Raw genomic sequence first — 19,660 nt, 5'->3', positions numbered from 1 at the left:
AGCCGAACCGCCGAAAGGGTTTTGGGGTTTTAGTTCAATTTCCCCACTTCCCCACTTCCCCATTCCCCCACTTCCCCATTCCCCCACTTCCCCACTTCCCCACACCCTACACCCCACACCCTCACTGATAACTGATTACTGTTTACTGATAACTGATAGAGGATTTCACCTCTAAAAAATAGCGTCGATACAATTCATAGCCTGGTACTACTTTATCTCCCGATTGTTTGAGTAGCCCCATACTGCTGAGTTTATAAGCGAGAATTGGGTCTAATTGTACTGGTTCCACGGCGCTCATCACCCGATCAAGAGCTTTTGCTAGTTCCGGCTGTTGTTCTAATACTGCCCAATGGCGCCGCAGGTGATGTGCATAAATCCCCGTGACGGAGGTGGCAGTAGTTAATATTTGCGTCATGGTTATTTCCTCCCGACTGAGATAGTAGAGGGCAGTTTGTACCAAAGCTGGATGTCCTCCTACTAACTCCATCAGTTGTTGGACTTTTTCCTGATTTTCCCAAGTGAGTTGATAACGTTGAGCTAATTTTAATACCTCCTCCAGACTAAAATGACTTAGCTGTGCGGGGAATCCCACGTTAAAGGGGGATTGATTGAGCTGCAGGGGAACATAAATTTCTGTGGAATGGACGACGATAAGACGAAGTTTTTGCCAAATAGGTAAGGTTTTGGCTTCTTCGTACCAAGAACGCAGCAGCGGTAAAAAATCCTTGGCCACTTGGGGATGTTCAAATATCTGATTCAGTTCATCGAGAGCCAGGACAATGGGGGCAGTAATCGATTCCAGGATATAGTCTTGAATGTAAACCGTACAGCTAATCTTGCTACCTAAATCCTCATCCCAATACTCATCTAATTGCGGTTTTAACTGTAGTTGACGGGCGGCATTGGCACACAACCAGCGCAAAAATTGGTTTAAATCACTCAAAATGGCCTGGTCCACCTGTTCTAAGTTCAAACTCACCGTGCGGTAGCCTTGCTGTTTAGCAAAATCGAGCATTCTCAAAAGTAGGGAAGTTTTGCCCATTTCTTTGGGAGCTTTTATCCGCACTAAAGCCCCCGGTTTCTTGATTTCCTGCCTGATCTGTTCTTCGAGGGGAAGACGTTCTAAATAAAATGGGGAACCAAGGGGAACTGCTCCATTAGGATAGGGGGGTAATGTGTCCAATTTTTCGCTCTTGGCTGCGGAATTAACCGGAATTTTGTCTTGAGGGGGTGCTGTTAGCTCAAAATTTAGGGCGGCTATTTCTTGCCAGTCGAGGCATAATCGACGACAAATTTGTTCAAAAGTGGCTTGTTCTATTGGTTTTCCAGTCAGGAAGTTACTGACAGTAGCCAGACTAAATTCAGCTTCTTTGGCTAAGGATCGTTGACTGCCAAAGCCCTGCTTTTTCACGGCTAATTTAACTTGATTGAGGCAGTGTTGTTGTACTCTTAGATGGCTCGATAGGGAATCTCTCATACGAATTGGGGGTGTGGGGGAATAGGGAGGGGGAATTATGAATTATGAATTATGAATTATGAATTGGGGAGGTGGGGGAATGGGGAAATTGAACTAAAACCCCAAAACCCCAAAACCCCAACACCTAAAACCTGACTCCTCAATGCTGACTCCTCAATACTGACTCCTCAATACTGAATACTGACTCCTAACCCAATGGTAGATGTTGGATTTTTGCAGGAGTTCTATTTTTCGACAAAGATAAGCAAAAATTATCTATTAACTCCAAAAACTTGAGAATATTTAAATTAACATTTCGCAATATTTACAAATTCTTAAGAATTAATTGAGAAAGATTTTTATTTAACGACGATGTTCCAATGGTTACAGCGATTTGATAGAATTTCATAGTGGGTTATTATGTGCTTTTTTGGGCAGCAATGGTTGAAACCCTTGCCACACCTACAAGGTAATCCTAATTAAGACGGGTAAATCAGTCAATTTCACTGGCAACGATGATCTTTTTTTTGTGTAGTTTTATTGCAAAAAAAAAGTTTTTTTGACAAAAAGCACAAAGTATGATAACCACCGAACGTATTTCTGGCTGCCAGTAGTTATTGCCGAGTGGGAGTTGGGGAGTATTTTCAGTTATCAGTGGACTGAAAACGCAAATCTGATAACTGATGACTGATGACCCTCTTTTCTTTCCTCTGGCATCAAAATGGTTTCCCAACGCAAGGTGACAGCCATCATAATTTGGTTGGCAATCTTACCGATGTCGTTTTTGACCGGGCTGCCCTGAGATCAGCGTTCGACAAAAGCTCACGCCGAGATCCGAACGGTGCGTTCATCCGGCGATGACTGGGTTTTTTAAGCGGTTGCTTACCCTGCCCGCTATTCTTAATAGCATACATCATATAAAGTCGCCCTAAAAGAGCGAGGCTTTAAACCCAATTTTTCGGTAAGTTTTGACGAAATATTGGGTGAGGATGTGTAAATCCGATGTGAATCCCTAGTCAGGGAGAATAATGTAAAGATTTATTAAATTGTAGCTTAGGATACTGTGCGGGGGGGGGTAGAGTGCATTGTTGTTTTCAATAGTTAGGGAGAGATTAAGTTAAGATTTGTGACAAGATCGAGACAAACCAGAATTAATAGTTCCAGTGGTTCAGGGAGATGAACTGATTAGCAAGGGGGACGTTAGCAGTTTCGAGATTGGCGATTGCCTTGACAATTGCCTTGAAGCCCATATTTTTTAAGAGGTTAGCGTTACGGTAAACCGCGAAGATCCCCGAATGGCTTGGATTCGCTTGGTGCAACTCTTCAAAGTCATCGCAGTTATGAGTTAGCAGAATCCGATTTTCCTGTATAGCATAGTCAAGTACGACATTATCTGTGCAGCCAGCCAAACCAATTTCATTGATCGTCAGCACGTCATGACCAGCAGCCGTAAGTAACTTAACCAGAAGTTGGGCTTGCGAGTCCTCATCAAGCAATAATCTTAGGCTCAACACTAATCCCCTTTGCTTCCAGACGGTGGCGTTCTTCTTTTGCTTCTTGCTTGAGTAGCTGCTGATTCGTCTCGCAATAGTCAATTGCTTCATAGATGGCAGCCAGGGGTAACTCCCAATTAAGGGCTGCTTCTTGAGGAGTCATGTCATTGACAATCATATCTGACCAGACATCAAAAGCTTTCAGCCTCCTGCCTTGAAAACAAAGCTGTTGTCGCCAGGAATGAGGACGTTTCTCTAAATACTGCCATTGAGTTTTCGCTACGTTGGTACTCATGCTGATGCCTTGATGAAAGCTGGTATCCCTAGTTTATCCGATTAAAACAGGGGAAACCACCTGAGACTCCTTCCCCTGTGAATCCCTAGTTGGGATATAGTGTTTGACGATCGTCCTCAGTACTTTTGGGGTTGGGGTTGGACTGTCGCTCAACCCACGCTACAAGACTGCTTATCTTGACTAAAAAAACCCGATTCTAAAGTCCCAAACCGATCTAGTCGGGTCAGGTAAATCGTTCTCTGACTTTTAGTCGATGTTACCTCGATATAAGGTTCTCTTAGTTCGGGATGCCGGTTTTTCAGGTCTTCAAGCGATCGCACTAACTTTAAATAATCATTGTAGGTTTCCTTGATTTTGATCGCTATCTCAGTAAGATTCTGATTGTTAACTTCGGGAAAAAAACCACGAAATTGATTGACAGGACGAGGTATTAAGAGACTTTCTCGCCATTTCTGATTAGCAACCCCAATCATCCCGTCAACTGCCCCATAATTGCTGCTTTCTAAGGGATGGGGGCGATAAACTTGGGGATAACGGCTTTTATCCCTTCCTGCTAACCAGGTGACGGGTTGATAACCGCCAATTTCCTTACAGGCCTTCAAAATTGTGGTGTCTGGACGTAAAGCACTTTTTGACCCGTCAACCGCAAGGCATTGAGAGCGACATTTTGAGTTGAGGCGGCAACCTGCTTGTCGGTGGCTAAATGCGACAGATACTGGCGGATTTCGGACACTCCCATCTCTCTAGGATGACGTTTGTTGTGTAAAGAGAATAAAGTCTCGAATGTAGTAGAGGTAGGATTTTTCCGTCTTCAAGCTAAGGTGCTTGAGACGCATGACTTCTCGGACTCGTTCTAACAGTCGAGGGAACTGGGCTTTTCTGTCATCGGCAAATGCGGTAAAATCGGTTTGGCAGAGATACTAGACCGCCCCCTGCGGTAATTATGCCCAAATGGGGGTGATTAAACCGCACGGTGCGGTATTAAGTTTTATGTATGGGGTGTTAGACCGATGGAGGTGGGATAGTAGGATAAAGGGGTTATGATTCACTGAGAGAAATGGAATATAAAGCAAAGGTTTCTACACTCCTAAAAAAACAGCCAATTCAAGGCGAAGAGCTTGCTGATAATCAGAAAGTTGCTGTGCCCACAGGCAAGGTTTACACTGTGGATGAGATACTTGAAACTAATGGACTACACTCTCATGTCGAGCTTGCCTTTGAGTCTGGCTCTTGGTGGATTTTCTTGCCTCACTGGGATACTGGTCTTCAAACCCAAGAAGTTAAGGCTGTCTTCTCTCTTGAGCAAGCAAACATCAGTAACCTAATTTATGGTTATTTAGTATTTAGTCGTGGCACTCAAGAAGTTCTCCGAGTAAGGGCAACGTCTGGTCAACCTGGTTATCAGTACCCTGGGGCTCACACTCAAAGGGGTAAGGGTTGTATTCCCCCTGATAATGACTGGAAGATTTCTACCAATGGATACTATCTTGCGACTCCAGGTATTGAAGGGATGTTTTACCATATCACACCAGATCCAGATCCAGACACAGGACGAAGTGAATTCGGACTTCACCGCGACTCTAACGTTGCAATTTATCCAGGCTCTGCTGGGTGCATCGTAGTCAAGACTAGTGACTTCAACGACAAGATTCGACCTTTTTTAGATGGATTGAGAGAGACACAAAGCTTCATTTCTTTGAGTGTTTTTTACAGCACCTAACTTGTGCCAAGGTGTGAGCTTTCTCAATGCCATAGACTTGAGCAGATTCTTGTTGCGTTAACTCTGTAAATCTAGTTATTAGGAGAAAAGTGATGGCTTTTGAATGGAATGATTTTGTGAGTACAATTCGAGATGCTGAGATTGAGTTCGAGCATCTCAAGAAGGTGCAGCTTGCCCAAGCTATTCTTGAATCTGGGCGGGGCAACTCCGACTTATTTAAGCTACACGGTAACCCATTTGGAATGAAGTATCGTCCCGAAATGAGTGGAATAGCAATTCCTGTTACTTACGAAGCAAGTGATGGTGAAGACATATACTGTAAATTTGTAACTCTTGAGGATGCCATTCGCGGATATTGGATATTTATTAATCGACCAGTATATTCTGGGTGGCGTTCGAGTATTTCTTCGCCTGAGACATATATAAGGTTTATTGCATTTGCTGGCTATATAGGTGGTGATTCCACTGCAAAACAAACATATGTAGACAAAGTCGTTAATTTGTTCGATGAAGCTTCAAGGCTCCTCAGGAAAACAACTGAAAATGGCAGTTTCTGGAAGCAAAATGGCGTTCTTCTCGAGGTTGGACATGGCACATTGCCCAGTGGGGTATTTGACCCAGGCACAGTTGGTGTCAACTCTAAAAATGAGTATGAGTTGAATAAGATTGCTGCAGAAGCGGCAAAGCGTGTTATCAGACAAGCTGGCGTACCTTGTGACATCACAGATGCAGTTGCAAGCTTATACAATTTAGGAACGCGAGCCGCTGGCTATGACGTATTCTGCTCAATTCATCACAACAGTGCTAATCGTTCTGCTCAGGGCGCAGAAGTGCTAGTCCACGATCGTAAAGCAGATCCTCCAGATTTAGCACTTTCACGGATAATGAGTGCAGAAATTGCGGCAGAGTTAGGTATACGAGATCGTATTGCAGGAGGACGCGAGCCACGCCAAGCACTTGGAGTGTTAAGTGGTGCAGAAGATACGGATGTTCGAGTTGCAGTTTTAGCTGAAGTCTACTTCATTGATGTTTCTGTGCCTGATGTAGTTGACTGGAGTACAAGAGGCGGACAAGCAATAGGTAGAGCGATTTTGAAATGGCTAAGAGCTAATCAGTAGCTGGACTCTCTTATTTTTGTCCTAACAGCAGCAGATAGAACCTGCGATCGCTATCGCTGTAGCTGCAGCAGTGCGATCGCCATCGCCGTAGGGTGCGTTAATGTTAATGTAACGGTGCGATTCGTTTCTAGGGGAATAAATAGCCTAGAGTGCTGATAAAACAGCATAACTGACAAAAAGGATGTAGGTGAAAGACCTACCCTGTAAGGGACACAGTGACTCCCGACCTGCCCCCAGTGACTAGACTCGGAAATCGGCTCTCCCAAGTTTGGTGGGTAAAATGTATTCTAAGATACATTCCTCCTAGCGAGGGGGTGGAACGAACCACAAAGACACAAAGGACACAAAGATCGATCGATCCTATGTAAGTTAAACTTATCACACAGAACCTAGAAGAGCCGGAAATCTAGAGGCTGAAGCGGAGAACAAGGACGCAATCAGAGCCAAAACAGATAGGCGCAAGGCGCGTTAACGGGGAGACAATAAGGGAAAACCAGAAAAAGCATCCAATTTCAGAGCAACAATCTGAGCTAAAAATGTTGACTCAACCTTCTAAACTCGCAGAGCTTTCGTTACGGTATCTGCTATCCCTAGAGTTGAAGGTGGGTGAAGTGGTCAACCCTAAATTGTCAAAACAATCCCAAAGTCGGAACGAAGAAAAACGATGATTAGGTCAAGAGAAAAGTCGAAACTCAAGTAGGTTGGACGAGCAACGTAACCCCTAACATCGGGTAGGACGAAGCGTAATTGCTTCGAGGTAATCAGTGATCGCCGATCGCATCGCCTGTAGGTTGGGTTGACGCAAGGAAACCCAACTTCCATATTCATATTAAAATAAGAGATAAGTTTTCAAAAATTCTGAACCTGATGAAAATCAAAGCTATTATTCATCCAGCCGAAGAAGGCGGTTACTGGGCTGAAGTTCCCGCTCTGCCCGGTTGTATAACAGAAGGAGATAGTATGGACGAAGTTGTCGATAACCTCCAAGATGCCATACAAGGCTGGTTAGAAGTTGCCAATGAAAGCAAACAACCTGAATCTAGGTCAGAAGTGATTGAAATTGCTGTATGAAATCAATATCAGGGAAAAAACTCTGTAAAATTGTCGAAAAAAAAGGTTGGATACTCAAAAAAATTACCAGTAGTCACCATATTTATGAAAAGGAGGATGAAGATAAAATTCTATCTATTCCTGTACACCGCAATCAGGACTTAAAAATTGGAACTTTAAAATCAATTATGAAAATAGCTCGATTATCGGAAGATGACTTATAAGCTTTCGTAGTGTGCGTTAATGTTAATGTAACGCACCATCAATTTTTTAATATGCGGTGGGTTACGCTGTCGCTAACCCACCCTACAGTGCTACTGTGAAGAGACAAGCTGATGTCCGAAGTTATAATCGTCAAAGAGTTAAAAAAGAAATTAATCTAATCAATAGCCACAATGAAGATACAGCCAAATGAGTCAAGTCTTAACCCTAGAATTGAGCGATGAAGTTTATGCCACCTTGCAACAGCAAGCTAAAATATTAGGTATCGACCTGTCAGAATTAGTAACAACTTCCCTAGAGCGACAGTATCGCTTGAACAAAAATAAAGACCAACGCACGGAAGCGGAAAAAGAAGCAGCACGTCAACGCTTTCGATCGCACGCCAGCAATTCTCATTTTGAAACGATTTTGCGTTGTTTCAGCGATCTAGAGATTCGTTAAGAATTATTAACCCCTCTAGGTGCAAGGGTTTTAATGTCATGAAACCTTAAAATGAGAATCGCTGTGTAGTTGACGGTCAGGTAGTTGAAGGCGACGATATTCTGAGCGGCAGCAAGCTGGGCGGCCTCATCCACGCAACGAAAAACCTGATTTAGGGGTTACAAAGGTGAGATACTCCCGTTTGCTTGCTTTAATTCATAACAAAAATTAACACACGAAAACCAGAAGAGCCGACTTTTTATTCTTCCGAGGAACCTAGATAAACTTCAATAACTTTCGGATCATTTTGAATTTGGTCCATATTCCCCTCACATAAAACGGTTCCTTGGTGTAGAACCGTGACTTTGCGGGCAATTTGCCGGACGAATTCCATATCATGTTCAATGACAATAATCGAATGACTTTCCGCTAGATTTAATAATAAATTCCCCACGTTTTCTGTTTCCTCATCGGTTAATCCTGCCACGGGTTCATCTACTAGCAGTAAATCTGGTGACTGGGCCACTAATTGGCCTATTTCTAAGCGTTGTTTTTCTCCGTGAGAAAGTAAAGAAGCGGGTAAATCAGCTTTAGCAGTTAACCCGATAATTTCCAATAAACCAATAACTTTTCTGCTATCTTCGAGCAGAGGACGACCGAAAAGAGTCGAGAAAACATTTTTATTACGGTTGCTAACTAAATCGAGATTTTCTCGCACAGTTAGATTTAAATATACCCTGGGAGTTTGGAATTTGCGACCAATCCCTAAACGAGCGATCGCAAATTCGGGAATTTGGCGGAGATCTCGACCTTTAAATAATACCCGTCCGATGGTGGGTTGCACTTTCCCCGTAATCACATCTAAAAAAGTGGTTTTTCCCGCACCATTGGGACCGATAATCACCCGCAATTCTCCCGTATCCATACTGAAATTAAGATTATTGAGAGCTTTAAAACCCCCAAAACTAACGGTAAGATTCTCGATTTCTAAGATTTTTCCAGTCATAATTTCTAAGAGAGAATTGGTAATTATGAATTATGAATTATGAATTGGGGAGTGGGAAGCAGGGTGTGGGGTATGGGAAAAATAAATAAAAATAATCTCCTGACGCAGAGAATACTAATAGAATAAGATCACTCATGCTCTAATTCTTCTTTTTCCAGTTGCACTTCCGGAGCTTCCTCAATACTAGGATAGGTAATTAAAGTTTTGCGGAAACCAAAATGAGTCAGCAAACGTTTAATCCCACCGAGAATACCATCGGGAAGCACTGTCACCACAATTAGGAATAAGGCCCCTTGGAAAAATACCCAGACTTCTGGCAATTGTTCGCTTAAAAAAGTTTGGGCCATACGCACTAATAAAGTACCGATAACTGCCCCCACAAGGGTAGCACGTCCTCCCACAGCCACCCAAATCACCATTTCAATGGAAAAAGCCACATCCATAGAGTTAGGAGTGATAATTCCGGTTTGCACGGTGTAAAGAGCGCCGGCAACACCAGCAATTGCCCCAGAAATGGCAAAAACTAACACCTTAAACCAAGTAGGATCATAACCGGAAAAACGAACCCGCACTTCATCATCGCGAATGGCGACTAATAAGCGCCCAAATCTGCCTGTAGTTAACCAACGACAGAGGAGATAAATAGCCAGTAAACAGACAATTGTGAGTAAATAAAAGGCCACTTGAACAGCATCGGAACCCACCAGCAATCCGAAAATTGTTTGGGTGTCGGTTTTTAAGCCATTAGTGCCGTTGATTAACTTCTGTTGACCGTTAAAAAAGTTAAAAAATACCAGTAAAGCCGCTTGGGTTAAAATCGAGAAATAAACTCCTTTAATGCGATTGCGGAAGATTAAATAACCTAACAATCCCGCCACGATCGCTGGTACAATAATTAGGGCTAGAATTGTCAAAGGTAGGGAATAAAAAGGTTGCCAAATAAAAGGTAATTCTGTCACCCCGTAGAGAGTAAAAAATTCGGGCATTTGTCCGGGGGGTAACTGAAGATTTAGGTACATGGCCAAAGCGTAACCACCGAGAGCAAAAAAGATACCATGACCAAGACTTAATAAACCCGTATAACCCCAGATTAAATCTATCCCCAAAGCGACAATAGCGAGGGAAAGAAATCGCCCCAATAAACGCAAACGGAAAGCAGACAAAGCTAAGGGCAAAAACACCGCAAAGATGACCACCAATCCAACAATAACAGCGATTTCCGTGATTAACTTTTTCTTTTCCCGTTGTCGGGATTCGTTTCTAGTGATGGTTTTGGTAATCATAATCTATAACTCGGCAGTACGTCCTTTAGGAGGAAAAATTCCCGCAGGTTTGAATTGTAAGAAAGCAATAATTAAAGCAAAAATCATCACTTTGGCCATGCTAGTGGTGGAGAAAAAGGTGAAGAAATCCGTTAGGGGTTTTAGTGCTGCCACGGAACCAGACATCAGGGCAAAAGTTCCCGAACCAATTAAATAATTAGCCACACCAATGGCCATAGCTGCGATAATAGTTCCCAGGAGATTACCGACTCCCCCCACCACCACTACCATAAAGGTATCAACGATATAATTTTGTCCCACATTTGGACCGACGGAACCCAAGAAACTAATCGCACAACCAGCAACCCCAGCTAATCCCGAACCGAGGGCAAAGGTCAAAGCATCCACTTGATTAGTGGGAATGCCTAAACAGGAACTCATCTGGCGATTTTGGGTGACGGCACGAATGCGTAAACCCCAAGAAGATTTATTTAAAAACCAATAAGTCCCTAACAAACAAAGGGCAGTTAAAATAATAATAAATATACGGGTGTAGGGCATTTGAAAACCCAGTAAAGGTAAACCTCCCCGTAACCAAACAGGAGCGGTGACATCGACGTTTCTGGCACTAAACCAGGGTTTAGCAAGAACGGGATTAAAAGATAAAAGATAGCCTAATAATCCAGAGATAGCTAGGGATAAAGGGAGAGTGATACCGATAGCTAAATTGCGAATTCTCTCCCAATCTAAGCGACGACTTAACACCTTCATTGCCCCAAAAAATAAGAGACAGAAAACTATTAAACTAATTACTAATAAGCCGTTGACACTTCTAACAAATTGCTGTAGAATTAAGCTGACTCCCCAAGTAGCCAGCAGCGTTTCTAAGGGTCTGCCGTAGAGGAACCTAATCACCCCCCTTTCTAATAATAATCCCGCCAATCCCGACACCAAAAAAGCGATCGGTAGGGCGAATAAAACGTAGGTATCAAAGAAGGGAGAACCGAAACCCTTAAAGACATTCTGCACCACAAAAGTACTGTAGGCCCCTAACATCATTAACTCACCGTGAGCGAGATTAATTACCCCCATCAGTCCAAAGACAATCGCCAGTCCTAAAGCTGCCAGCAATAGCACAGAACCGATGCTAATACCATTAAATAATCCTTCTAATAATGCTGACACTTTTTCTTATTCCTGTGCATTTTTAAGGTTTAAAAAGAGGGTGGCATTACTGTTTACCTCACCCTCGTTATTATCTGGAAAAACTCTTAAAACTAGGATTTTTCCATTTTGAATTTACCGCCCTTGGCCGGATCCGTCCAGTCACAGGCAAAGCCCTTAGTTTCGGGGACAAATTGGTTCCAAGGTTGCGGATCCACAGGCCCTGGAGTTGACCAAATGATGTCAAATAGCCCATCATCTCTCACTCGACCAACCCGGACGGTTTTGGAGATATGATGATTGGGGAACATTTGCACTGGTCCTTCGGGAGCATCGAATTTTTGTCCGATGGCGGCGGCGCGAACTTTGTCCAGATCATCGGCAGTTCCTGCTTGTTCCACCGCTTGCTTCCAGAGATAGACCATAATATAGGCCGCTTCCATGGGGTCGTTAGTGACGCGATCCTCACCATATTTAGCTCGAAAAGCCGCAACAAATTTCTTGTTAGCGGGGGTATCTACGGTTTGGAAATAGTTCCAACAAGCGTATTGGCCGAGGAGATATTCCTTACCAATCTGTTTAACTTCTTCCTCAGCAACACTCACCGACATGACCGGATATTTATCGGGAGTTAAACCGGCCGCTTGCAGTTGTTTAAAGAAAGCCACGTTACTATCACCGTTGAGGGTGTTGAAAATAACGCCGCCATCGGGTAAAGCTGTCTTAATTTTGGTGATAATCGGGGTAACTTCCGTGTTACCTAGGGGTAGATAGTCTTCGCCCACGGTTTCGCCGCCTTTCGCCTTTAACTGCTCTTTAATAATCGTGTTGGCAGTGCGGGGGAAAACGTAGTCGGAACCGACAAGGAAGAATTTTTTCCCTTTGTTTTCCAGCAACCAAGTCACTGCTGGCTCGATCTGCTGGTTGGGGGCAGCGCCAGTGTAGAAGATATTTCTAGAACACTCTTGACCCTCGTACTGGACGGGATACCAGAGCATATGGTTTCTGGATTCAAACACGGGCAAAACCGCCTGACGACTGGCGGAAGTCCAACAACCGAAGACGGTCAAAACTTTGTCCTGATCGATCAGTTTGGTGGCTTTTTCAGTAAAAGTTGGCCAATCGGAAGCGCCGTCTTCCACCACTGCCTCAATCTGTTTACCAAGAACACCACCGGCGGCATTGATTTCCTCGATCGCCAGTTTTTCCGCATCAACTACGCTGGTTTCACTGATGGCCATGGTGCCACTAAGAGAGTGCAGAATACCCACCTTAATTGTCTCTCCAGAAGCCGGAGTGGGACTAGCAGCTGGGCTAGGACTGGCCGTGGGGGTTTGGTTTTGGCCACCACAAGCTTTTAACAGAATACTGGTTCCCAAAGTGGCAGAACCGTACAGGAGAAATTTACGTCGTCCTAAATTTGACATAATGATCTTGAACTAACCTCGCTGACAATATTAGCTACTTCACACGGATGTTTTTGCTGAGGAGATTTTTGGGAATCTTTCTACGAATATCTGTGTGATATTACGGCTAGGTTAGCAGATTTTTTGTAACTTTCGCTACTTTTTGGCTGTTTTTTGTAACTTTTGCTACTTTTTTGGGAAAAATTAATTATTTTTCTGGAATTTGCCTCAGTTTTTTAGCTATCAGGAGTCGGGAGACAGGAGGCAGGAGACAGGAGACAGGAGATAGGAGACAGGAGACAGGAGACAGGAGATTATTTCTATTTATTCTTCCGACACCCCACTTCCCCACACCTCAAACCCTGCCCCCAGGAAAAGCTTTTTGCCGCAAACCCAATGATCAATCCGACTTTGGCCAAAGCAGCCGGACAGCAAGCAGTGCAAAACCAATGGCCGCTATCGCTTTTAATATCTTAGCGGGGAATAACTGCGCCATACTGCCGCCCGCAAGGACTCCTAAGAAACTGGTCAGGATTAATGCGGTAATTGAGCCAAAAAAGACGGCTTTGGGTGATTTGGAACTGCCACCGAGAGCGATCGCTACTAATTGACTTTTATCGCCGATTTCCGCCAAAAAAACCGTGATAAATGTCAGTCCGAATAATTGCCAATTCATAAATTCTAGGAAGATGGGAAGCTTTTTTCAGTGAACAGTGAACTGATAACTGCTCACTGATAACTGCTCACTGATAACTGATAACTGCTCACTGATTGCTTAGAGAATATCGCTGATCAGTAAACCAGTGATCAAAAGGAGAAGGATGGCGACACCGATATCTAAGGTTTTCGGGGAAAGACGACGAGCAATCCAATAACCGATCAGGACACCGAGGAGACTGGTAGCGATTAAAGCGCTGGCTGCCCCGGCAAAAACCACCCAGGGGGATTGGGATTCGGCGCTGATCAGAAGGGTGGCTAATTGGGTTTTATCGCCGATTTCAGCCAAAAATATGGTTAGGAAGGTGGAACTAAACACCGTCCAAAAACTCCAAGAAGCTGGATTATCCGGCTTTTTCTCGGTTGAGGCGATCGATTTGCTATCACTCATCGGCTAATTTAACAATATCGGGTTAAGAAATAATTTTCATACTTTTTTCATTTTAGCCCGACCGGTTTTCTGGCGATAGTTTCTGCTGTTGATTACGCTGTCTCCTCCACCAATAGTTAAAAAACCCTAGTCGATCGAGGTGGAGTTTCCATCCTAGAGTTTAATAATTATTAGACTAGGACGAGCGCAAATTGCTTGGAGGTATAGCCCCTATGACCAGTGAAAGTGTTGTACAAGACAGAGATTATACTCTGATTATTGACAAAAGTGGCAGTATGTCCACTGCTGATAAACCCAGTGAGAAAACCCGTTGGCAAATTGCCCAAGAATCTACCCTCGCCTTGGCTAGAAAGTGCGAGGAAATCGATCCGGACGGCATCACTATCTATCTTTTTTCCGGACGTTTCCGACGCTATGATAATGTTACTTCCGATAAGGTGACACGAATTTATCAAGAAAATGAACCGATGGGGAGAACAGACCTAGCAGCTGTTCTCCAAGATGCCCTTGATAATTATTTTCAGCGCAAAACTGCCGGCAAAACTAAACCCAACGGAGAAACTATTCTGGTGATTACTGACGGAGAACCAGATGATCGCAAAGCGGTGATGCGTCAAATTATCGAAGCTTCTCGAAAACTCGATAGCGATCAAGAATTAGCCATTTCTCTGATTCAAGTAGGCAATGATCGACAAGCGACAGAATTTCTTAAAGCTTTAGACGATCAACTAGAATCCGCGGGGGCTAAATTCGATATCGTTGACACAATTACTATCGATGATATGGAAGATATGACCCTAGCAGAAGTTCTTCTCAACGCCATTATTGATTAATTTCTGCTTAAGTAGGGGTGATATATCTTCACCCCTACTTAAGCAGGATTTAACTGCTAGTCAGGGCGACAAATTTATCTTTTTCCTCATCGGATAATTGCTCCGATTGTCCGGTGATTTGTTTGTAGATTTTGAGATATTCCAAAGCGGATTTATACCAACTAAAATCTTGAGTCATTGCCCGTTGCTGTAGTTTTTGCCAATCCTGTTTATAGCGGAAACTTTCCCAAGTCCGGATCATACAGGTAAACAGGTCTAAAGGTTCATAGCGATCAAAACTAAATCCTGTTCCTTTTTCCTGAATTGGGTCGTGGAAAGATACCGTATCGACTAAACCACCGGTGCGGCGTACCATGGGGATACAACCATAACGCATGGCCATTAATTGGGAAATGCCGCAGGGTTCAAAACGGGAAGGCATTAACAAAGCATCGGCCCCCCCATAGATGCGACGGGAAAGGGCATCACTATAGAGAAGATGCAGGGACATTCGTCCCCGGAAACGGGAAGTCATCTCCCATAGTTGGGTTTCATAATAGCGATCGCCTGTACCTAAAATAATCAATTGTGCATCAGTGTAGGTGAGAAAGCGATCTAAAATTTGCATCACTAGATCAATACCTTTTTGTTCCACCAAACGCGTCACCATCGCCATGACAAAGGCACTTTTACTGACCTGTAGCCCCACTTCTTCTTGCAGGGCAATTTTATTAGCCAGACGCTTTTCGATGGTTTCTGGGGTAAAATTCTGCTTAAGATAAGCATCTTTAGCTGGGTTATACACCTCCGTGTCGATGCCGTTAACAATCCCCACCAGATTGCCAGAAATATAGGACAATAATCCTTCTAAATTTTCGCCATAAATGGGGGTCTGTATCTGACGGGCATAGGTGGGAGAAACGGTGGTGACGCGATTAGCAAATTGAACCGCTGCAGCCATGGTATTATCGCCCTGCATATACCAAGGACACCAAGTCATTTTTTCTAACACCTCCCGCCAAGGCCCTTGGTAGGCGAGATTATGGATCGTAAAAACGGTGCTAATATCGGGGTCTTGGTGCATCCAGACGGGAATCATGCCCGTATGCCAATCATGACAGTGAATAACTTGCGGTTTCCAGTAATTCCAGGCGAATTCCGCCGCACCATTGGCAAAAAGGGTAAATCGCCAGGCCTCATCTTCGCCTCCGTAGATACTGCGTCCAGAGAAAGCTAGATGACCAAAGAGGTAGAGAGGAATATCTGTATCGGGTAAAACCGTTTCATAGACTAAAAAATCCTGAAACATGGCGAATCCTGACCAAATGGGTTCGGAAGGGATGTCCATTTTTTCCTGGAGAGAACCGTAGTAGGGCAGGAAAATCCGCACGTCATGACCTAGCTGACGCAAGACTTTCGGTAATGCCCCAATTACGTCCCCCATTCCCCCAACTTTGGCAATCGGGGCGGCCTCGGCACCCACAAATAGAATTCGCATACTTTTCCCGCTTCTGTGAAGATCGATATGGGCAATGTTAGTGATTATAGGGGACTTATTCACCCAATCGATAAAATATCTTGATTATTTTCTGGGCTGTTGGGGATTAGTCAGTTATCAGCAAACAGTTTTCAGTTTACTGAAAACTCATATTTGATCACTGATTACCGTCTTTTTCTAGGATTGAGAATCAGAATCTACCTCGGTCTTTACTTCGGGGATAATATCGGGTCTTTGGGCATCTTCCCAACCAACTGGACGTTTAGAATTGTACCAAGCGATCGAACCGATGGTGACAGCAGCGAGAAAACCGACCACATAAACTGCTACAAAATAAACGGGGAATTTGCCACTGGCCACTTCTAGGAGTAGATACATAATTTTTTCACGATTAAGCTTTTAATTTGTATATCTTAACAGAATCGGCCCCCTCATCCCTATTCTCGATCGCTACTGGTCCAGCAACCGGAAGGCAGCCAAACTCCGTTATGAAAAGCTATTTTTGCTGGTGTCATCATATATCCCCAGGCTTCGCCGATTAATTCTCGCTCTAGATTATAAATAGGGATTCTGCGACGCTGATACTCGTTTTCTTCCGCAGCTCTGCCGGGTTGATAATCTTCCAAACTATCCAAAAGCGTAATATCATAATCTGCGTTAAAAGTCAATAAAATTCCCTTCACCCAGCCCTCCCCCTCGGTCAGTCCGGGATAACCGAGGGCGGTAAGATGGTATAAATGCCCCTTTGTGTAGGCGGTTTTAGAGTTGATCACTTTTCCTGCACAGTAGGCAGAGTAGTTACTCTCCTTGGGTTTCAGGGTTCCATAAACAAAAACTTCCATCATCGATCCAATTGTGCTGCTACTCCTCCTAATAGGATATCGCAAACAAATTGACTGGCTAAAAGTTCGTGGGGAAAACCGAGGGAAATGGCACTGATATTATCGAGTCGTTGCAGCTGTTCCCTAGTTAGGTTAAAGTCCACACAGGCGAGATTATCCTGCAATTGAGACAATCTTCGAGCGCCAATGATGGGAATTACGGAGTTAGGGCGATTTCTTAGCCAATTTAATCCTACTTGTGCCGGTGATTTCCCGATTTCTCTGGCAATCTCTAGGACAGTCTCGGCAATTTTCAGATCGCGATCAAAAATTTGAAAAGGTTGGTCGGTCATGCTTAAACGACCATCGACGGGGTTGGGTTGATTATATTTTCCCGTTAAAACTCCTCCTCCTAGGGGACTCCAAGCTGTCACCCCGATGTTTAATGCTTTGGCCATGGGCAATAATTCCCGTTCGGGGGTGCGTTCCTTGAGAGAATATTCTATTTGTAGTCCGATAAAGGGTGTCCATCCCCGTAGGGTGGCCAAGGTGTTTGCTTGGGAGACAATCCAAGCAGGACTGTCAGAAATGCCGATATAAAGCACTTTTCCCATCCTGACCAAATCATCGAAAGCGCGCATTACTTCTTCGATAGGAGTAAGAGAGTCCCAAAGATGAAGCCAGAGTAAATCGATGTAATCAGTACCTAAACGCTTTAAACTAGCTTCTACCGCTTGAAAGAGGTTTTTTCGATGATTTCCGCAGGCATTGACATCCCCGGTGCGGGTGTTGAGGGAATATTTCGTGGCGATTACCCATTTTTCTCGATCGCCCTTGACAAATTCCCCCACTAATGTTTCACTGGTTCCGTTAGTGTAGAGATTAGCGGTATCGAGAAAATTGCCGCCCGCTTCCGCAAAAGCCTGAAAAACCGCCCGACTTTCCTCTTTATCGGACCCCCAACCCCAATCTTCCCCGAATGTCATCGTCCCTAGACATAGTTCGGAAACTCGCAGACCACTATTACCTAAAAGTTTGTAACGCATAATTTAACTAAAATTTGGTTCTTCGGTTTGTCTTAGAACCTTTTGTCTTGATGGTATTCTATCATTTAATTTTTGATAATTTCTATTATTATTTTGCTCTGTAACTATCATAAGAGCTTGTTCTAATGTCATCATAATTTATCTTCTCTTGATTTATAGCGTTTCTGATTCACAAGAGGTACATTCCCGATCCTGAACAGCTTAATCAGCAAAGGTTTAAGTGTGCCGCACAGATGCGAGAACCGCTATAATTAACTTATTAATTAATTAATTAATTAATTAATTAATAAGTTTATCAGCAACTATCATAATTTAAAATCTTGCTCAAGAATATGCCTAGAAAGTCTCGAAATATTCTCCCTGAATCTAAATTTTCTAGCACTGGTGAGCCAAGTAAAGGGGAGGCTGAGAGGAGCAAAAACCCGTACTCCCCTGCTCCTCCGCTTCTTCACTCCCCGAAGCAACCTCTCAAAAGTTTTAATTGTTCTGATTCATAATAAATTGATGAACAATCTCAACTTTTAGATTTAATTCTTGGGCAATTTGTTCTTCATTAAGTCCCAACCTAACCAGAAGGGGAATCATTTCAAGTTTCCCTTCAAGTTTCCCTTCAAGTTTCCCTTCAAGTTTTCCTTCAAGTTTTCCTTCAAGTTTCCCCTCTTCCTTAGCTTCTTGATAAAACTTGGTTTGTTTCCATTCCGTGAGATTAAACATAGCTTCTAACTCCTGGCGACTTTTCTGCGGAAATTTGTAGATAATAATCTTCTCGATTAACTCCATAACATTTCTTTGAGTGTTAGGGTCAACAAACTGCTGGCGAGTTTGGTCAATCAAGGATTGAACCTGTTTCGGTGCTTTTTTCGTACTGATGACGATAAACTGGAGGATACTTATCCCAAGAGATGGAGGGTATTCACCTTCGATTTCATCGAGATATATCCGTTGTATCTGCTCTAAGTTTAGCAAATTTTGGTAAGCAAGGGGAAGCCGAGTGTCTAAGCTTCTCCTTTCCCAGATAATTACGGGACAGCAAGTACGTTCAGGCTTATACTGCTTAAGATAGAGGAAGATTTGAGTGATGAATCGCCAATAAAAATCCTCATCCTTTTGAAATTGAACTTCCACAAAGTAAAGCGGATAATCTGGGTGGTCTGCATCGGGAATAAATACCCCATCAAGTCGGAAAGCTAATTCTTTGATTTCCACTGATTTAAATTGATAATTTTGCGCTAGCTTCGGAGATTCTCCTAGCAGTTGAAACAGAAGTTCGGGAAAAACTTGAAATAAGGTATAAAATATTTTATCAGTTTTCATTATTTGAGCAAATACAATTGAACCAAGTTGTACTATTTTTGGAGTTCCCAATCAATAGTTCTTTTATGAATTTTTATTAAGTTTAGATCAACTTAAATTTCTAGAATCAAACCCCCACCCGATGTCACCGAGGGAGCAAGGGATTAGCACCGGTTTATCTCCCTGAATCTAAGTCTTCTAGCACTCGTTAAGCAAGGAAGAGGGAGACTCAGCAGCAATTCTCATTTTAAGGTTTCATGACATTAAAACCCTTGCACCTAGAGGGGTTAATAATTCTTAACGAATCTCTAGATCGCTGAAACAACGCAAAATAGTTTCAAAATGAGAATTGCTGGAGACTCAGAAAAGCAAAAACCTGTACTCCCCTGCTCCCCCTTTTCCCTGCTCAGAAAGCTTCTCCAGTAACCGCTCAATGGTTGAAATTGTTATATAATAAGAATTATACAAGA

Annotated in this window: 25 protein-coding genes; 6 read left to right on the top strand and 19 right to left on the bottom strand. The window is 43.3% G+C overall.

What is annotated here, in order from left to right; translation table 11 throughout:
- Positions 1–142 precede the first annotated feature (142 nt).
- The 6 genes from ACE3JL_RS17705 to ACE3JL_RS17680 form a co-directional block, all read right to left on the bottom strand.
- Positions 143–1,477 carry an AAA-like domain-containing protein gene (locus tag ACE3JL_RS17705; RefSeq protein WP_375328034.1) on the bottom strand — a complete coding sequence of 445 codons (1,335 nt, stop codon included), beginning with the start codon at positions 1,475–1,477 and terminating at the stop codon, positions 143–145.
- Between the two features lie 1,130 nt (positions 1,478–2,607).
- Entirely contained in the window at positions 2,608–2,970 is a 363-nt protein-coding gene (locus ACE3JL_RS17700) for a DUF5615 family PIN-like protein (protein WP_150978431.1), read from the bottom strand.
- Positions 2,945–3,244 (bottom strand): hypothetical protein, encoded by a 300-nt coding sequence (locus tag ACE3JL_RS17695; RefSeq protein WP_375328033.1) that lies wholly within the window; start codon positions 3,242–3,244, stop codon positions 2,945–2,947. The genes ACE3JL_RS17700 and ACE3JL_RS17695 overlap by 26 nt, the downstream gene beginning before the upstream one ends.
- 149 nt (positions 3,245–3,393) lie before the next feature.
- The gene (locus tag ACE3JL_RS17690) at positions 3,394–3,846 is read right to left on the bottom strand and encodes a hypothetical protein (protein ID WP_375328032.1); all 453 of its coding nucleotides are present in this window, start codon (positions 3,844–3,846) and stop codon (positions 3,394–3,396) included.
- Positions 3,843–3,983 (bottom strand): phage integrase N-terminal SAM-like domain-containing protein, encoded by a 141-nt coding sequence (locus tag ACE3JL_RS17685; RefSeq protein WP_353734368.1) that lies wholly within the window; start codon positions 3,981–3,983, stop codon positions 3,843–3,845. Before ACE3JL_RS17685 ends, ACE3JL_RS17690 begins: the two co-directional genes overlap by 4 nt.
- 4 nt (positions 3,984–3,987) lie before the next feature.
- Positions 3,988–4,104 (bottom strand): phage integrase N-terminal SAM-like domain-containing protein, encoded by a 117-nt coding sequence (locus tag ACE3JL_RS17680; protein WP_375329625.1) that lies wholly within the window; start codon positions 4,102–4,104, stop codon positions 3,988–3,990.
- 197 nt (positions 4,105–4,301) lie between these two features.
- Here ACE3JL_RS17680 and ACE3JL_RS17675 point away from each other — a divergent pair, with 197 nt between their 5' ends.
- A complete protein-coding gene (locus ACE3JL_RS17675; RefSeq protein ID WP_002758364.1) occupies positions 4,302–4,964 on the top strand; it encodes a hypothetical protein in 663 nt (220 codons plus the stop codon).
- Between the two features lie 92 nt (positions 4,965–5,056).
- Entirely contained in the window at positions 5,057–6,082 is a 1,026-nt protein-coding gene (locus ACE3JL_RS17670) for a glucosaminidase domain-containing protein (RefSeq protein ID WP_288023679.1), read from the top strand.
- A gap of 196 nt (positions 6,083–6,278) precedes the next feature.
- Here ACE3JL_RS17670 and ACE3JL_RS17665 read toward each other — a convergent pair whose 3' ends face one another.
- On the bottom strand, positions 6,279–6,464 hold the full coding sequence (locus ACE3JL_RS17665) for a hypothetical protein (protein WP_375328031.1): 186 nt from the start codon (positions 6,462–6,464) through the stop codon (positions 6,279–6,281).
- Positions 6,465–6,949: 485 nt separating this feature from the next.
- Between ACE3JL_RS17665 and ACE3JL_RS17660 the strand changes: the two genes are divergently transcribed.
- The 3 genes from ACE3JL_RS17660 to ACE3JL_RS17650 all read left to right on the top strand — a co-directional run bounded on the left by ACE3JL_RS17660 (position 6,950) and on the right by ACE3JL_RS17650 (position 7,795).
- Positions 6,950–7,153, top strand: a complete 204-nt coding sequence (locus ACE3JL_RS17660) for a type II toxin-antitoxin system HicB family antitoxin (RefSeq protein ID WP_002734086.1) — start codon at positions 6,950–6,952, stop codon at positions 7,151–7,153.
- A complete protein-coding gene (locus tag ACE3JL_RS17655; protein ID WP_002741035.1) occupies positions 7,150–7,356 on the top strand; it encodes a type II toxin-antitoxin system HicA family toxin in 207 nt (68 codons plus the stop codon). Before ACE3JL_RS17660 ends, ACE3JL_RS17655 begins: the two co-directional genes overlap by 4 nt.
- A gap of 187 nt (positions 7,357–7,543) precedes the next feature.
- Complete coding sequence (locus ACE3JL_RS17650) at positions 7,544–7,795, top strand: hypothetical protein (RefSeq protein ID WP_271988180.1); 252 nt, start codon at positions 7,544–7,546, stop codon at positions 7,793–7,795.
- A 238-nt stretch (positions 7,796–8,033) separates the two neighbouring features.
- Here ACE3JL_RS17650 and urtD read toward each other — a convergent pair whose 3' ends face one another.
- From urtD to ACE3JL_RS17620, 6 genes are all read right to left on the bottom strand, one after another.
- The gene (gene urtD / locus ACE3JL_RS17645) at positions 8,034–8,780 is read right to left on the bottom strand and encodes an urea ABC transporter ATP-binding protein UrtD (protein ID WP_271988181.1); all 747 of its coding nucleotides are present in this window, start codon (positions 8,778–8,780) and stop codon (positions 8,034–8,036) included.
- Positions 8,781–8,908: 128 nt separating this feature from the next.
- Positions 8,909–10,063, bottom strand: coding sequence for an urea ABC transporter permease subunit UrtC (urtC, locus tag ACE3JL_RS17640; RefSeq protein ID WP_375328030.1), 1,155 nt, complete (start codon positions 10,061–10,063; stop codon positions 8,909–8,911).
- A 3-nt stretch (positions 10,064–10,066) separates the two neighbouring features.
- Positions 10,067–11,227 (bottom strand): branched-chain amino acid ABC transporter permease, encoded by a 1,161-nt coding sequence (locus ACE3JL_RS17635; RefSeq protein WP_271988183.1) that lies wholly within the window; start codon positions 11,225–11,227, stop codon positions 10,067–10,069.
- A 92-nt stretch (positions 11,228–11,319) separates the two neighbouring features.
- Positions 11,320–12,633: an urea ABC transporter substrate-binding protein gene (urtA, locus tag ACE3JL_RS17630; RefSeq protein WP_271988184.1), complete on the bottom strand. Its 1,314-nt coding sequence runs from the start codon at positions 12,631–12,633 to the stop codon at positions 11,320–11,322.
- 379 nt (positions 12,634–13,012) lie between these two features.
- Positions 13,013–13,288 carry a TMEM165/GDT1 family protein gene (locus ACE3JL_RS17625; protein ID WP_271988185.1) on the bottom strand — a complete coding sequence of 92 codons (276 nt, stop codon included), beginning with the start codon at positions 13,286–13,288 and terminating at the stop codon, positions 13,013–13,015.
- Positions 13,289–13,387: 99 nt separating this feature from the next.
- Positions 13,388–13,720, bottom strand: coding sequence for a TMEM165/GDT1 family protein (locus ACE3JL_RS17620; protein ID WP_271988186.1), 333 nt, complete (start codon positions 13,718–13,720; stop codon positions 13,388–13,390).
- 212 nt (positions 13,721–13,932) lie between these two features.
- On the opposite strand from ACE3JL_RS17620, the gene ACE3JL_RS17615 reads away from it, so the two are divergent.
- Positions 13,933–14,553 carry a VWA domain-containing protein gene (locus tag ACE3JL_RS17615; RefSeq protein WP_002788221.1) on the top strand — a complete coding sequence of 207 codons (621 nt, stop codon included), beginning with the start codon at positions 13,933–13,935 and terminating at the stop codon, positions 14,551–14,553.
- Between the two features lie 49 nt (positions 14,554–14,602).
- Here ACE3JL_RS17615 and glgA read toward each other — a convergent pair whose 3' ends face one another.
- The 6 genes from glgA to ACE3JL_RS17585 all read right to left on the bottom strand — a co-directional run bounded on the left by glgA (position 14,603) and on the right by ACE3JL_RS17585 (position 19,211).
- On the bottom strand, positions 14,603–16,030 hold the full coding sequence (gene glgA / locus ACE3JL_RS17610) for a glycogen synthase GlgA (protein ID WP_271988187.1): 1,428 nt from the start codon (positions 16,028–16,030) through the stop codon (positions 14,603–14,605).
- A gap of 177 nt (positions 16,031–16,207) precedes the next feature.
- Positions 16,208–16,408, bottom strand: a complete 201-nt coding sequence (psb35, locus tag ACE3JL_RS17605; protein WP_150977892.1) for a photosystem II assembly protein Psb35 — start codon at positions 16,406–16,408, stop codon at positions 16,208–16,210.
- Between the two features lie 59 nt (positions 16,409–16,467).
- The gene (locus ACE3JL_RS17600) at positions 16,468–16,875 is read right to left on the bottom strand and encodes a gamma-glutamylcyclotransferase (protein ID WP_271988188.1); all 408 of its coding nucleotides are present in this window, start codon (positions 16,873–16,875) and stop codon (positions 16,468–16,470) included.
- Entirely contained in the window at positions 16,872–17,897 is a 1,026-nt protein-coding gene (locus ACE3JL_RS17595) for an aldo/keto reductase (protein WP_271988189.1), read from the bottom strand. Before ACE3JL_RS17595 ends, ACE3JL_RS17600 begins: the two co-directional genes overlap by 4 nt.
- Before the next feature lie 3 nt (positions 17,898–17,900).
- Positions 17,901–18,032: a hypothetical protein gene (locus ACE3JL_RS17590; RefSeq protein ID WP_271988190.1), complete on the bottom strand. Its 132-nt coding sequence runs from the start codon at positions 18,030–18,032 to the stop codon at positions 17,901–17,903.
- A gap of 342 nt (positions 18,033–18,374) precedes the next feature.
- Positions 18,375–19,211, bottom strand: a complete 837-nt coding sequence (locus ACE3JL_RS17585; protein ID WP_375328029.1) for an Rpn family recombination-promoting nuclease/putative transposase — start codon at positions 19,209–19,211, stop codon at positions 18,375–18,377.
- Between the last annotated feature and the right edge of the window lie 449 nt (positions 19,212–19,660).

The sequence above is a fragment of the Microcystis sp. BLCC-F210 genome (assembly GCF_042134685.1).
GTDB lineage: Bacteria > Cyanobacteriota > Cyanobacteriia > Cyanobacteriales > Microcystaceae > Microcystis > Microcystis aeruginosa_D.
Note: the sequence above shows the minus strand (reverse complement) of the source record. Positions and strands in the feature narration are given on the sequence as shown.

What these genes read in the sequence shown, in the direction of transcription:
- ACE3JL_RS17705 (WP_375328034.1), bottom strand. Translation starts at nt 1,477, where the DNA reads ATGAGAGATTCCCTATCGAGCCATCTAAGAGTACAACAACACTGCCTC.
- ACE3JL_RS17695 (WP_375328033.1), bottom strand. Translation starts at nt 3,244, where the DNA reads ATGAGTACCAACGTAGCGAAAACTCAATGGCAGTATTTAGAGAAACGT.
- ACE3JL_RS17685 (WP_353734368.1), bottom strand. Translation starts at nt 3,983, where the DNA reads ATGGGAGTGTCCGAAATCCGCCAGTATCTGTCGCATTTAGCCACCGAC.
- ACE3JL_RS17675 (WP_002758364.1), top strand. Translation starts at nt 4,302, where the DNA reads ATGGAATATAAAGCAAAGGTTTCTACACTCCTAAAAAAACAGCCAATT.
- ACE3JL_RS17670 (WP_288023679.1), top strand. Translation starts at nt 5,057, where the DNA reads ATGGCTTTTGAATGGAATGATTTTGTGAGTACAATTCGAGATGCTGAG.
- ACE3JL_RS17660 (WP_002734086.1), top strand. Translation starts at nt 6,950, where the DNA reads ATGAAAATCAAAGCTATTATTCATCCAGCCGAAGAAGGCGGTTACTGG.
- ACE3JL_RS17655 (WP_002741035.1), top strand. Translation starts at nt 7,150, where the DNA reads ATGAAATCAATATCAGGGAAAAAACTCTGTAAAATTGTCGAAAAAAAA.
- ACE3JL_RS17650 (WP_271988180.1), top strand. Translation starts at nt 7,544, where the DNA reads ATGAGTCAAGTCTTAACCCTAGAATTGAGCGATGAAGTTTATGCCACC.
- urtD (WP_271988181.1), bottom strand. Translation starts at nt 8,780, where the DNA reads ATGACTGGAAAAATCTTAGAAATCGAGAATCTTACCGTTAGTTTTGGG.
- urtC (WP_375328030.1), bottom strand. Translation starts at nt 10,063, where the DNA reads ATGATTACCAAAACCATCACTAGAAACGAATCCCGACAACGGGAAAAG.
- urtA (WP_271988184.1), bottom strand. Translation starts at nt 12,633, where the DNA reads ATGTCAAATTTAGGACGACGTAAATTTCTCCTGTACGGTTCTGCCACT.
- ACE3JL_RS17625 (WP_271988185.1), bottom strand. Translation starts at nt 13,288, where the DNA reads ATGAATTGGCAATTATTCGGACTGACATTTATCACGGTTTTTTTGGCG.
- ACE3JL_RS17620 (WP_271988186.1), bottom strand. Translation starts at nt 13,720, where the DNA reads ATGAGTGATAGCAAATCGATCGCCTCAACCGAGAAAAAGCCGGATAAT.
- ACE3JL_RS17615 (WP_002788221.1), top strand. Translation starts at nt 13,933, where the DNA reads ATGACCAGTGAAAGTGTTGTACAAGACAGAGATTATACTCTGATTATT.
- glgA (WP_271988187.1), bottom strand. Translation starts at nt 16,030, where the DNA reads ATGCGAATTCTATTTGTGGGTGCCGAGGCCGCCCCGATTGCCAAAGTT.
- psb35 (WP_150977892.1), bottom strand. Translation starts at nt 16,408, where the DNA reads ATGTATCTACTCCTAGAAGTGGCCAGTGGCAAATTCCCCGTTTATTTT.
- ACE3JL_RS17600 (WP_271988188.1), bottom strand. Translation starts at nt 16,875, where the DNA reads ATGATGGAAGTTTTTGTTTATGGAACCCTGAAACCCAAGGAGAGTAAC.
- ACE3JL_RS17595 (WP_271988189.1), bottom strand. Translation starts at nt 17,897, where the DNA reads ATGCGTTACAAACTTTTAGGTAATAGTGGTCTGCGAGTTTCCGAACTA.
- ACE3JL_RS17590 (WP_271988190.1), bottom strand. Translation starts at nt 18,032, where the DNA reads ATGATGACATTAGAACAAGCTCTTATGATAGTTACAGAGCAAAATAAT.
- ACE3JL_RS17585 (WP_375328029.1), bottom strand. Translation starts at nt 19,211, where the DNA reads ATGAAAACTGATAAAATATTTTATACCTTATTTCAAGTTTTTCCCGAA.